This is a genomic window from Campylobacter sp. CNRCH_2015_0814, from assembly GCF_025772765.1.
Taxonomy (GTDB): domain Bacteria; phylum Campylobacterota; class Campylobacteria; order Campylobacterales; family Campylobacteraceae; genus Campylobacter_D.
Genome location: NZ_JAKMSR010000001.1, coordinates 128,136 through 139,879, shown reverse-complemented (window position 1 = coordinate 139,879; position 11,744 = coordinate 128,136). Strand labels below are relative to the sequence as shown.

The 11,744-nt window shown below is 28.5% G+C and carries 14 protein-coding genes; 8 read left to right on the top strand and 6 right to left on the bottom strand.

What is annotated here, in order from left to right:
- Positions 1 to 7: 7 nt before the first annotated feature.
- On the bottom strand, positions 8 to 1,030 hold the full coding sequence (ilvC, locus tag L8X24_RS00725; RefSeq protein ID WP_263663178.1) for a ketol-acid reductoisomerase: 1,023 nt from the start codon (positions 1,028 to 1,030) through the stop codon (positions 8 to 10).
- A 107-nt stretch (positions 1,031 to 1,137) separates the two neighbouring features.
- Here ilvC and L8X24_RS00720 point away from each other — a divergent pair, with 107 nt between their 5' ends.
- The 6 genes from L8X24_RS00720 (at position 1,138) to L8X24_RS00695 (ending at position 5,997) form a co-directional block, all read left to right on the top strand.
- Positions 1,138 to 3,078: a VacB/RNase II family 3'-5' exoribonuclease gene (locus tag L8X24_RS00720; RefSeq protein ID WP_263663177.1), complete on the top strand. Its 1,941-nt coding sequence runs from the start codon at positions 1,138 to 1,140 to the stop codon at positions 3,076 to 3,078.
- Entirely contained in the window at positions 3,071 to 4,036 is a 966-nt protein-coding gene (gene holA, locus L8X24_RS00715; protein ID WP_263663176.1) for a DNA polymerase III subunit delta, read from the top strand. Before L8X24_RS00720 ends, holA begins: the two co-directional genes overlap by 8 nt.
- A 91-nt stretch (positions 4,037 to 4,127) precedes the next feature.
- A complete protein-coding gene (rpsF, locus tag L8X24_RS00710) occupies positions 4,128 to 4,502 on the top strand; it encodes a 30S ribosomal protein S6 (protein ID WP_263663175.1) in 375 nt (124 codons plus the stop codon).
- Positions 4,503 to 4,505: 3 nt separating this feature from the next.
- Positions 4,506 to 5,033: a single-stranded DNA-binding protein gene (locus tag L8X24_RS00705; RefSeq protein ID WP_263663174.1), complete on the top strand. Its 528-nt coding sequence runs from the start codon at positions 4,506 to 4,508 to the stop codon at positions 5,031 to 5,033.
- A 10-nt stretch (positions 5,034 to 5,043) separates the two neighbouring features.
- Entirely contained in the window at positions 5,044 to 5,304 is a 261-nt protein-coding gene (rpsR, locus tag L8X24_RS00700; protein WP_039618521.1) for a 30S ribosomal protein S18, read from the top strand.
- Between the two features lie 51 nt (positions 5,305 to 5,355).
- On the top strand, positions 5,356 to 5,997 hold the full coding sequence (locus tag L8X24_RS00695; protein WP_257396648.1) for a MarC family protein: 642 nt from the start codon (positions 5,356 to 5,358) through the stop codon (positions 5,995 to 5,997).
- Here the strand turns inward: L8X24_RS00695 and L8X24_RS00690 are convergent.
- The 5 genes from L8X24_RS00690 to fliW are packed head-to-tail and all read right to left on the bottom strand — an operon-like array spanning position 5,979 to position 8,526.
- On the bottom strand, positions 5,979 to 6,401 hold the full coding sequence (locus L8X24_RS00690; protein WP_263663173.1) for a hypothetical protein: 423 nt from the start codon (positions 6,399 to 6,401) through the stop codon (positions 5,979 to 5,981). The genes L8X24_RS00695 and L8X24_RS00690 overlap by 19 nt on opposite strands.
- Positions 6,398 to 7,126 carry a prepilin-type N-terminal cleavage/methylation domain-containing protein gene (locus tag L8X24_RS00685; protein ID WP_263663171.1) on the bottom strand — a complete coding sequence of 243 codons (729 nt, stop codon included), beginning with the start codon at positions 7,124 to 7,126 and terminating at the stop codon, positions 6,398 to 6,400. Before L8X24_RS00685 ends, L8X24_RS00690 begins: the two co-directional genes overlap by 4 nt.
- Positions 7,110 to 7,406: a hypothetical protein gene (locus tag L8X24_RS00680; RefSeq protein ID WP_039618527.1), complete on the bottom strand. Its 297-nt coding sequence runs from the start codon at positions 7,404 to 7,406 to the stop codon at positions 7,110 to 7,112. The genes L8X24_RS00685 and L8X24_RS00680 overlap by 17 nt, the downstream gene beginning before the upstream one ends.
- Entirely contained in the window at positions 7,403 to 8,131 is a 729-nt protein-coding gene (locus L8X24_RS00675) for a pyrroline-5-carboxylate reductase (protein WP_263663169.1), read from the bottom strand. The genes L8X24_RS00680 and L8X24_RS00675 overlap by 4 nt, the downstream gene beginning before the upstream one ends.
- Positions 8,131 to 8,526 (bottom strand): flagellar assembly protein FliW, encoded by a 396-nt coding sequence (gene fliW, locus L8X24_RS00670; protein ID WP_263663168.1) that lies wholly within the window; start codon positions 8,524 to 8,526, stop codon positions 8,131 to 8,133. Before fliW ends, L8X24_RS00675 begins: the two co-directional genes overlap by 1 nt.
- A 176-nt stretch (positions 8,527 to 8,702) precedes the next feature.
- Here fliW and bamD point away from each other — a divergent pair, with 176 nt between their 5' ends.
- A complete protein-coding gene (gene bamD / locus L8X24_RS00665; protein WP_263663167.1) occupies positions 8,703 to 9,359 on the top strand; it encodes an outer membrane protein assembly factor BamD in 657 nt (218 codons plus the stop codon).
- Positions 9,359 to 11,737, top strand: coding sequence for an endopeptidase La (lon, locus tag L8X24_RS00660; protein WP_263663166.1), 2,379 nt, complete (start codon positions 9,359 to 9,361; stop codon positions 11,735 to 11,737). Before bamD ends, lon begins: the two co-directional genes overlap by 1 nt.
- Positions 11,738 to 11,744 lie beyond the last annotated feature (7 nt).

Here is an 11,744-nt window from a genome sequence, read left to right as displayed (position 1 = left end):
TTTCAAATTAGTTTTTATCTTTATCAACTAATTTTTTAGCACTAATCCAAGGCATCATAGCGCGAAGTTCGCGTCCTGTTTTTTCTATCAAAGAATCATTCATTAATTTACGCTCTGCATGCATTCTTGCAAAATTTGCTCTTCTTTCTAAGATAAAATCTTTAGCAAAACTTCCATTTTGTATGTCTTTTAAAACACCTTTCATAGCCACTTTAGTTTCTTTGGTAATAATCTTAGGTCCTGTGATATAATCTCCATATTCAGCAGTATTAGAAACAGAATATCTCATATCAGCAATACCACCTTGATAAATCAAATCCACAATTAATTTCATTTCATGCAAACACTCAAAATACGCCATTTCAGGCTCATATCCTGCTTCAACTAAGGTTTCAAAACCAGCTTGAATTAAAGCACTAAGTCCTCCACAAAGTACTGCTTGCTCACCAAATAAATCTGTTTCAGTTTCAGCTTTAAAAGTTGTTTCTATAATACCTGTTCTGCCACCGCCTATAGCACTAGCATAACTTAAAGCTAAATTTTTAGCATTTTTACTCTCATCTTGATGGATAGCAATTAAACAAGGAGTACCCCCACCTATACTAAATTCATGCCTTACAGTATGACCTGGAGCTTTAGGAGCTATCATAATCACATCTATACCTTTTGGAGCAACAATTTGTCCATAATGGATATTAAATCCATGTGCAAATGCTAAAGTTTTACCTGCTTTTAACTCAGGTTTAATTTCCTCATTAAAAATTTCACTTTGAATTTCATCAGGAGCTAAAATCATAATCAAATCTGCTTCTTTAGTAGCTTCTTTTACACTTTTTACTATAAAATTTGCTTTTTGAGCTTTTGCCCAACTTTGCCCACCCTCTTTTAAGCCTATGATAACATCTACACCACTATCTCTTAAATTCATAGCATGAGCATGACCTTGAGAGCCAAAACCTATAATAGCTACTTTTTTTGATTTTATTAAATTAATATCACAATCTTTATCATAATAAATTGATACAGCCATTATGCACTCCTAAAATTAAAATTAAAGCAAAGATTATAACTAAAAAATATAAATTTAATCCTTTTATGATAAAATTTAAGTTTTGAAAAATTACTATAAAGAGTCTTATGAAAGAATTATTTAATCAACTAAGTTATGGTCTAAATGCTAATGAAATTACCAATAAAAATAAGCAAATCATTAGAGAATTATTAACTTGTGATATCATTAAATTTTATAAAAACAAATACTATTTAAAAGATGGCTTTACTTTTGGTAAAATTGATATTTCTGTTAATGGAACGGGATTTTTAGAAAGTTTTGATCCTGCTTTTAAGCGTGATTTGCTCATAGAAAATAAAAATTTAAAAGGAGCAAATTATGCTGATATAGTTGTGGCAAAATTACTCCCTCTTAAAAAAAAGCGTCCAAGTGCTAAAGTTATTTTAATACTTAAAAGAGCCCACGAAACTTCTTTGGTTATGACTAAAAAATACGGCGAAGCAGTCCTTGGAGTAAATATTCAAACAGGACTTACATGCGCCTTAAAAGCCTCTCAAAAATCTTTAAAAGCTCTGCCTTTAGGAACTATTTTAAAAATAGAAAATCATGATAATAATATCACTGAAGTGATAGGGCATATTGATGATGATTTTGTGGATGAAAAAATTTCCTTAGCACTTTTTAATAAAAATGCAATTTTTGATAATTTATGTGAAAATGAAGCAAAAGCTTATGGAGATAAAGTTGATGCAAGTATGTATCCATCAAGAAAAGATCTTAGAAATTTAAATTTTTGCACCATTGATCCAATTGATGCAAAAGATTTTGATGATGCAATTTATTATGATAAAAATGAACATGCCATTTATGTAGCCATAGCTGATGTAAGCGCTTATGTGCATGCTTATAGCGCCATTGATAAAGAAGCAAGATCAAGGGGTTTTTCGATTTATTTTCCTCATATTGCTATACCTATGTTGCCAAGAGCTTTGAGTGAAAATATTTGCTCACTAAAACCTAATGAAGATAGGTTAGCATTTTGTTTTAAAATAAGCTTAGATCAAAACAATAAAGTGATTAAAGAAGAGCTTTTCGAGGCTATTATTAACTCAAAGCGCCGTTTTAATTATGATGAAGTTGATGAGTATTTACAAACGCAAGAAGATTTAGGTGTGACTAATTGGCTTTATGAAGTTTTTAAAATCACTCAAAATTTACGCAAAAAACGATTAAAAAATGCTTGTGAGTTTAAAACCCAAGAGCTAAGAATGACTTTAGATGAAAATAATAAACTCATAAAAACACGCCTTGAAAATGACACGGCCTCGCATAATTTAATCGAAGATTGTATGCTTTTAGCTAATAAAGCTGCAGCAAAACTCATTGATATAGGAGTTTTTAGAAATCACTTAAGTCCTGATTATAAAAAAATAGATCAATTACTAGTTGATCTTTCAACGCTTAGTATAGATATTAATCCTAAAAATAATGTCATAGAATTATTTAAAGACATTCAAGTCTTAGCAAATGAGCTAAATATAAGAGAAGAAGTAGATAAGCTCATCATCAAAGCACAAAAAAAGGCAGAATATTCTAGTGAAAATGCGGGACATTTTGGCTTAGGTTTTGATAAATATACCCATTTTACAAGTCCTATTAGAAGGTATTCTGATCTTATTTTACATAGACTTTTAAAAGCCAAAATCAACAATGATGAAAAAATGTTTAATTATTTACTTTTAAATATACAAAGTACTTGTGAGGAATTAAGCTTACTAGAAAGAGAGGCGGATAAAGTTGCTTGGCATTTCATGGATAGAAAATTTGCAAGATGGGCAAAAGAAAATATAGGAAAAAGATTTAAGGCTTTGGTGGTAGAAAATCAAAGTTCATTACAAGTAAAATTAAATGATGAAATTAAAGGAGCTTTGATTACCATCATAGGTTCAAGGGCAAATTTATTAGAAAATGTAGAAGTAGAAATCACTGAAGTAGATATTGTTAGTGCTAAAATTTTTGGCAAAATTACCAAGCATTTTAATTTAGAAAGAAACCAAAATGTATAAAAATCAACTCCAAAGCTTACTTAATAGCAATAGTTTTCCTAATTATTTCTTACTTTATGGAGCGGATAATTTCCAAATAGAGCTTTATGCTAAATTTATTAAAGACAAATACTCTTTTGATGAGAGTTTAAGATTTTATTTTGAAGAATATGATTTTAAGCAAGCCCATGATTATTTATCTAGTGTTTCTTTATTTAGCGAGAGAAAACTGCTAGAAATCAAAACTCAAAAGAAAATCCCAAGCAAAGAACTCAAACAACTTTTACAGCTTTGTCAAATTTCGCAAGATAATTATTTTTTACTTGAAATTTATGATGAAAGCTCCAAACAAAGCGAAGCGGAAAAAATTTTTGCTAATAATTTTTGTAGATTTTATAAAGTAAATTCAGCCAAAGAAGGTATGGAATTACTAGCTTTAAAAGCCAAAGAATTAAATATTAACATCACTCAAAATGCCCTCTATGCTCTTTTTTATAATTTTAATGAGAATTTGTATTTAGCAGCTAATGAGTTAAATAAATTTAGCGGTTTAAATATCGATGAAAAAATTATTCAAGAGCATTGTTATAGCTTAAGTACTATTAGCTTTGAAAGTTTTTTTGATAAATTAATGCAAAAACAAGATTTAAGAAATGAACTTGAAAATATTTTAGAAAATTATAATGAAATAGCACTGATTAACGCCTTATATGCAAATTTTTCTAGACTTTTTAAAATTGCATTACATGTTAAAATTTATGGAAATTTAGACTTAAAAGAAATTTTAGGCTATGCCCCGCCTATTTCTGTGGCACAAAATCTTCAAAAACAAGCTCTTGTGATCAAAATATCACAATATAAACATATCTTTTTAACACTTTGTAATTGCGAATATGAATTAAAAAAGAATTCTAAAATAGAAAAAAAAGAGTTTTTAATCGCAACACTTTTACAACTTAGCTCCATATTAAAAAGTTAAATTAAGAAAACTTATGGTAAAATAAAATTTGCATTTTATGCAAAATCCTTGCCTAAAAATTTTAGGCTTTATATCCATAAGGAGAAATTAAATGAGACATTATGAAGTTTTATTCATATTAAAACCGACACTTACAGAAGAAGAAGTAAGTGCTAAGTTGGAATTCGTAAAAGAAGTCCTTACAAAAAATGGCGCAGAAATTGAAAGCGTAGTTCCAATGGGAACAAGAAAACTTGCGTATAAAATTAAAAAATACGAAAGAGGAACTTATTTTGTGATTTATTTCAAAGCTCCTACAAATTTAATAGCAGAGCTTGAAAGGGTATTAAGAATCACTGAAGAAGTAATTAGATTTTTAATCGTAAAATATGAAAATAAAAAAGAAATTGCAGCTTGGGAAAAACTAAGCAAAGGTATCAAACAAAATAAAAAAGAAATCAAAGCTAGTGAAAATACAGAAGGCTAATTAATGTTTAATAAAGTCGTTTTAGTAGGTAATCTTACAAGGGATATAGAGATGCGCTATGCTCCATCAGGTAGCGCGATAGGCTCTTCTGCTATAGCTGTAACAAGAAGATTTAGTACAAATACAGGAGAAAAAAGAGAAGAAACCTGCTTTATCGACATTAGCTTTTTTGGTAGAACAGCAGAGATTGCTAATCAATACCTTAACAAAGGTAGTAAAGTTTTAATTGAAGGTCGTTTGAGATTTGAGCAGTGGAGCGATCAAAATGGACAAAATAGATCAAAACACAGCATTCAAGTTGAGAATTTAGAAATGCTAGGTTCAACTGTACAAAATAACCAACAAAACAATTTTGACAATCAAAATTATGGCTATAATCAAAATTTTAACCAACAACAAAGTTTTGATCCTTATGCTCAAGTACAAACTAGAACAAACCCATCTAATACTTATCAAAATCCTCAAAAGGAAGCTCCTATGAAGGAAATTGATATTGATAAATATGATGATGATACAGAATTACCATTTTAAAGGAAAAAACATGGCAGAAAAAAGAAAATATTCACGTAAATATTGCAAATATACAGAAGCTAAAGTTGATTTTATAGACTATAAAGATACAGCATTGCTAAAACATGCTTTATCAGAAAGATTTAAAATTATGCCACGCCGTTTAACAGGTACTAGCAAAAAACACCAAGAAATGGTTGAAGTTGCTATTAAACGTGCAAGACATGTAGCACTTATCCCTTATATCGTAGATAGAAAAGAAGTTGTTACTAATCCTTTTGAGGGACTATAATTATTAAATCAATCCCAAGCTTAAAAGCTTGGGAAAATAAAAGGTTGTCTTATGTTTTCAGATATAGAATCTGAAATTTATGCTATTTTACTTGCTTCTGTTGCTATTATAGCAGTCTTAAATCCTTTTGGAAATCTTCCACAATTTATCGCAATGACCGAAGGTCTGGATGCTGATACGAGAAAAAAACTTTTTAGAAATATCATTTATACTGCATTTTGTATTGTTTTAGTTTTTTTACTTTCTGGACCATTTATCATGAAATATTTATTTAAAATAGATATTAATGATTTACGAGTTGCGGGTGGTTTGATTTTAATCATTATGAGTACTAAAAACTTACTTTTTACTCCATCAAGTTCTCAATTTCAACATTATCAAGGATTAAGTCATAAAGAATTATTGAAAAAAAGTATAGTCCCAATGGCATTTCCTATGCTAGTAGGTCCTGGAACACTTTCTACTATAGTGGTTATTTCAGAAGATCAAAATTTAGCTATAGCTATAGCTTCTGTACTACTTACCTTTGCTTTTATTTTTGCTTTATTTCACTTTTCAGCTACCATTGAAAAAGTCATAGGAAAGCTTGTACTTTATGTTTTTTCACGTATTGCTTTAGTTTTTATTATGGCTATGGGGGTAAAAATGATAGCTATTGGAGTTCAAACTTACATTCAATCTAATTTAGGATAAACAAAAAAACTTTTTTGTAAAAACACTTCTTCATTTACCGCTTTATTGCCATTTAGCAACACACTAATATTTACAGCTATAATGCTTTTTGCATTAGCATCATTTACTATCAATTTATATTCTTTACACTCACCCAAAGGATAAGCATAATCAATTCGTATTTTTATATTATTATATTCAAAATTATATTCATTTAAACATTCTTTACCCTCTAAATAGGCTTGATATAAAAAATATTTAGAAAGCTCTTTTGTATCATAAAGCAAAATCTTTCCTTGAGTATAAAGAGTTAAATCTTTCATAATTCTTGGAGAATATGAAGAAATTTTTATTACAAATACCATAACAAAAGAGATAAATAAAATAAAAGATATTGTATAAACCATAGCAAACGATTTTTTCATAAAAACATCCACTTAGATAAACATTCATTTTTACTTTTATCGCATATTAAAACTTTTAGCGCCTTATCATCTTGCTTGAAAATAAGCTTTGAAATATTTTGAGCTAGTAAAAAAGATCGTTTGTTATGATTTAAATCATCTATTTGCATATAAATATTTTCATTTTCTAAATATACTCTAACATAAGCATATAAAATAGTATAAAATCCACTAAATTTCTCATTATTAAAATGGATTTTCTCTCTATCATTCACTAATGCTTTATAAATTTTTGAATTTTTTATATCATAAAAATACATATAATCATTAGCATATATTTTTAACTTTTTTTCGCTATGGATATCTTTATAATTACTTAAAATTCCTTTAGAAATTCCATTTTCTATAAAATGTAAATTACTTTTTGGACTAAAAAAACTTTCATTGTTTTCTAAAATAATGCCACTAAAGTTTAATTTTTTCAATGATACATCATAAAAAATATCATCATTTGCACTCATATAGCACTCAAAAGAACTACTTGTCAATGTCGCATTTAAACAAGAATGATAAATTTTTTCCATACTAAGCAAAGTTTGATTTAAATTTAAAAATACTGTGTTGGAATTTTTAATTTTGTAACTATGATTATAAAGATGTATAGCCGGATTGCTTAAGATAACAATCAATACACCCAAGATAACAAGGCTTAGCACAAGCTCTAATAAACTAAAAGCTTTTTTCATCTATAAAGGCTTCTTTATAGGATAAATCTTTTATTTTTAAAGATTTGAGTTTAAACTCATCACTAGTGTATTCTAAAAAGTTATAAGTATTTATATTTACTTCTTTTGCTTTATATGAAGGATTTTGCATAAATAATTCTTTTTCTTCATTAAAAAGGATTTGATTTTGCCATATAATATTTAAAGATTTATTTGCAAATATAAGATAATAAGATCCAAAAACAAAAGATAAAATTACAATACAAAAAGCAAGCTCTAGGAGACTAAAAGCTTGCTTCATTTGTTTAAACTTACATTAAAAGCTTCAAAAAAAGCACCGCGCAAAGCTCTTTTTTCTAAAGCCTCAACTCCTCTTATAGTCACTCCTGCTGGAGAACAAATTTTTTCTTTAATAATAGCAGGATGTGTATGATTAAATAAAGCACTAAAGCTTTCAAAACAAGCACGAGTAAGCTCATAACTAAGCTCATTTTTTAGACCATTTTTCACACCTGCATTTGCTAAACTTTCTGCTACCAAAGCCAAAAACGCAGGAGCACAGCCACTTAAAACCATAGCCACATCAAATTCTTTTTCATTTTGCAAACCTATGGCTTTACCAAAAGTATTTAACAAAGATAAAATTTCATCTTTATATAAATCATTTTCCATCAAATACGCAGTCGCTGAGGCTTTAAATTCAGCTGCTGTATTTGGCATGATTTTTATATAATTTTGCGCATTAACACAATGAAGTTGCTCAAAAGTAGTATTTGCTAAAACTGAAATAAGCCATCTTGCCTTGCCTTTTAATTTAATAGCTACTTCTTCTAAAGCATAAGGTTTAAATGCTAAAATAACATTTTTATCTTCTAAATCAAATTCTTCATAAGATAAAACTTCTAAATTTAAGCTACTAGCTTTTTTTAAATCCCTAGCAACAATAACTACTTTATAAGTATCTTTTAAACCTTTAGCTATAGCACTTGCCATAGCGCCATTTCCTAAAATATAAATTTCAGACATTATTTTGCTTGTTTAATAAAAGCTGAAATCTTTTCAGATTGAAAATAATTAGGATATTTGCTTGTATCTAAAATCACTTGTACTAAAGAATTATTATCATAATTCATCACAACAGGTGCTAAAAAATTAACTGTAGATTCTTCTAATGGCTCATTAATAGCGACAATAACAAATACACCAAAATTAGTTTGTTCATTTAAAGCTAATAATTCTTGATAATAATCAGGTACTTCAAAATCATAATCAGGACGGATCATATAAGGATCAATCATCACAAAAGAAAAATCTTTACCATCAAGGCTTTTAAGTCTATAAAAAACCTCATCTATTTTATAAAAGTTCATATTTTTGGTATCTTCAAACCCCAAAATAGGACATTTAACCTCTAAGTTCATTTTGCCTCCTAAAATCTATTGACTAAGAAATTACAACTCATAAAGCAATTTTAGTTCCAACTTTTTAAATTATGCTAATTAAAACTTTTTGATTATAATTTTAATTCAAAAATTAACATTTTCATAAACATAAAAACACTATAATTATAAACTATATAAATTTACAAGGTAACATCATGAAAAAACTTTTTATTTTTTCGCTTATTATTGCAGGTTTATTTTTAGGGGCATGCAGCTCAAAAAAAGCCGAAGATTTGTATAATCTAAGTTCGATGGAATGGTATCAACAAATTATAAAAGATTTACAAGAAAAAAATCTTGAAGCAGCTGATAAACATTATACTTCAATGGCAGCTGAACATATAGCTGATCCATTATTAGAACAGACTTTGCTTATATTGGCTCAAGCTCACATTAGTGAAGAAGAGTATGAAATGGCAAATTTTTATCTTGATGAATACTTAAATAAATTTGGTGATTCACAAAATGTAGCTTATATAAGATATTTAAAAATCAAAGCCAAATTTGACTCTTTTGCTGTTCCAAATCGTAATCAAGCACTAATGTTAAAAACAATAGAAGAAATCAAAGAATACAATCAAAGCTATCCTAATGTGCAATATAATGATTTAATTGACACCATGCTTACTAAATTTAATCTTGCAGTTTTTTATCTTGATACCAGCATAGCAGAGTTATATCATAAAAAAAATAGAGAGCAAAGCTATGAGATTTATAAGCAAAAAATAGAAAATTCCGATTTTAATAAAATCGATATGATTAAACCAGAACTTCCATGGTATAGAAAAATATTTGAAGAAGGTATAATGTAATGAAATTAGAAAACACTCAAAACTATCCAACAAAACTTCCTGTTCTTGTGGAAGATGAGCTTTTTTTATACCCTTTTATGATAACACCAATTTTTTTAAATGATATGCAAAATATCAAAGCCTTAGATACTGCTTTACAAAATGAAAGCATGATTTTTGTAGCACCATCTAAGATTGAAGGTGGACGTGGTTTTGATGAAATTTATGATTGTGGGGTTATTGGAACCATTATGAGAAAAGTTCCATTGCCTGATGGTAGAATTAAAATTTTATTTCAAGGTTATGCCAAAGCTAAGATAGTTGAAAAAATTTCAGATGACCCCTTACTTGCTCTAGTTGATTTAATCCACCAAGAACCATTATGCAGCACAAAAAAAGAAGCAATCATCGAAGTAGTAAGAGAAAAAGCTAAAGCTTTATCTACTGTGAGTCATTATTTTCCACCCGATCTTTTAAGAACCATAGAAGAAGATGTCGAGCCTGGTAGAATTTGTGATTTAATACTAAATTCCATTAAAATCAAAAAACAACAAGCGTATGAATTTTTCATCGAAACTAATTTAGAAACCAAGCTTTTAAATTTAATTGATTATTTAGCTAAAGAAATTGAAGCAAATAAAATTCAAAAAGAAATCAAAAACAAAGTTCATTCTAAAATAGATAAAGTCAATAAAGAATATTTTCTAAAAGAACAGCTCAAGCAAATTCAAAGAGAGCTTGGAAGTGACATACAAAAAGAAAGCGAAGTAGAAGAATATAATAAAAAATTAGAAAAGAAAAAAGCTTTTATGTATGAAGAAGCTTATAAAGAAATCAAAAAACAAATTCAAAAATACGAAAGAATTCATCAAGATAACTCAGAAGCCTCTATGGTGCAAACTTACATAGAAACGGTTTTAGATATACCTTTTGAGCACTCCTCAAAGAAAAAGCTTAATCTAAAAGATGTGTCTTTACAGCTTAACAGTGATCATTATGCATTAGAAAAACCAAAAGAACGTATTGAAGAATATTTTGCAGTAAAAGAGCTTTTAGAAAAACGCAAAATTAAAGATAGAGATGGTGCAAAAGTTATCTTGTGTTTAGTTGGACCTCCAGGTGTTGGTAAGACTTCTTTGGCAAATTCAGTCGCAAAAGCATTAAAAAGAGAATTAGTACGCATAGCTTTAGGCGGTTTAGAAGATGTAAATGAATTAAGAGGGCATAGAAGAACCTATATAGGAGCTATGCCAGGACGCATTATACAAGGACTTATAGAAGCTAAACAAAGTAATCCTGTAGTAGTGCTTGATGAGATTGATAAACTAAGTCGCAACCATAGAGGAGATCCAAGTGCAGTTTTGCTTGAAATCTTAGATCCTGAACAAAATACTAAATTTAGAGATTATTACCTAAATTTCAACATTGATTTAAGTAAAATTATTTTCATAGCTACTGCAAATGATGCAAGTTTAATCCCACCTGCTTTAAAAGATAGGATGGAATTTATAGAGCTTAGCTCTTACACTCCTCAAGAAAAATTCCAAATAGCTAAAAACTATCTCATACCTGATGAAATAAAAAAACATGGACTAAAAGAAAAAGAAATTAGTTTTGATGATGAAGCTATAGAATTAATAGTCAGTGAATATACCAGAGAATCAGGTGTAAGAAATTTAAGAAGAAAGATTGCTGAAGTTTGTAGAAAATGTGTTAAAAAACTTCTTTTGGAAGAAAATATTAAAAACATTCATATTAATACTAAAAATTTAAAAGATTTTTTAAACAAAAAAGTCTTTGAAATAGAAAAACATGAAAAAGAAAATAAAATCGGTCAAGTAAATGGACTTGCATGGACTGCAGTGGGTGGTGATGTTTTAAAAATAGAAGCTATTAAAATCAAAGGCAAAGGCGAGTTAACTCTTACAGGAAGTTTGGGTGATGTGATGAAAGAATCAGCAAAAATTGCTCAAAGTCTTATTAAAAATTTAATTGATGAAGAACAAATCAAAACACCAAAAAATCTTTTTTATAAAAAAGATGAAAGCATTTACAATCAATACAATCTTCATATTCATGTTCCAGATGGTGCAACACCAAAAGATGGGCCAAGTGCAGGTATAACAATCACTACAGCTATTGCCTCTATTTTTAGTGACAAAAAAGTAAGATCTGATGTTGCAATGACAGGAGAGATTGACCTAATGGGTAATGTTTTACCAATAGGTGGTTTAAAAGAAAAATTAATTGCTGCTTATAAAGCTGATATTAAAACGGCTATTATTCCACATAAAAACTACGAAAGAGATTTAAAAGATATCCCAGAGGAAGTAATAAAAAATATGAAAATAATTGGGGTAAAAACTTTAAATGAAGTATTAAAAATAGCTCTTGTGTAAAAACTAG

What these genes read in the sequence shown, in the direction of transcription:
- ilvC (WP_263663178.1), bottom strand. Translation starts at nt 1,030, where the DNA reads ATGGCTGTATCAATTTATTATGATAAAGATTGTGATATTAATTTAATA.
- L8X24_RS00720 (WP_263663177.1), top strand. Translation starts at nt 1,138, where the DNA reads ATGAAAGAATTATTTAATCAACTAAGTTATGGTCTAAATGCTAATGAA.
- holA (WP_263663176.1), top strand. Translation starts at nt 3,071, where the DNA reads ATGTATAAAAATCAACTCCAAAGCTTACTTAATAGCAATAGTTTTCCT.
- rpsF (WP_263663175.1), top strand. Translation starts at nt 4,128, where the DNA reads ATGAGACATTATGAAGTTTTATTCATATTAAAACCGACACTTACAGAA.
- L8X24_RS00705 (WP_263663174.1), top strand. Translation starts at nt 4,506, where the DNA reads ATGTTTAATAAAGTCGTTTTAGTAGGTAATCTTACAAGGGATATAGAG.
- rpsR (WP_039618521.1), top strand. Translation starts at nt 5,044, where the DNA reads ATGGCAGAAAAAAGAAAATATTCACGTAAATATTGCAAATATACAGAA.
- L8X24_RS00695 (WP_257396648.1), top strand. Translation starts at nt 5,356, where the DNA reads ATGTTTTCAGATATAGAATCTGAAATTTATGCTATTTTACTTGCTTCT.
- L8X24_RS00690 (WP_263663173.1), bottom strand. Translation starts at nt 6,401, where the DNA reads ATGAAAAAATCGTTTGCTATGGTTTATACAATATCTTTTATTTTATTT.
- L8X24_RS00685 (WP_263663171.1), bottom strand. Translation starts at nt 7,126, where the DNA reads ATGAAAAAAGCTTTTAGTTTATTAGAGCTTGTGCTAAGCCTTGTTATC.
- L8X24_RS00680 (WP_039618527.1), bottom strand. Translation starts at nt 7,406, where the DNA reads ATGAAGCAAGCTTTTAGTCTCCTAGAGCTTGCTTTTTGTATTGTAATT.
- L8X24_RS00675 (WP_263663169.1), bottom strand. Translation starts at nt 8,131, where the DNA reads ATGTCTGAAATTTATATTTTAGGAAATGGCGCTATGGCAAGTGCTATA.
- fliW (WP_263663168.1), bottom strand. Translation starts at nt 8,526, where the DNA reads ATGAACTTAGAGGTTAAATGTCCTATTTTGGGGTTTGAAGATACCAAA.
- bamD (WP_263663167.1), top strand. Translation starts at nt 8,703, where the DNA reads ATGAAAAAACTTTTTATTTTTTCGCTTATTATTGCAGGTTTATTTTTA.
- lon (WP_263663166.1), top strand. Translation starts at nt 9,359, where the DNA reads ATGAAATTAGAAAACACTCAAAACTATCCAACAAAACTTCCTGTTCTT.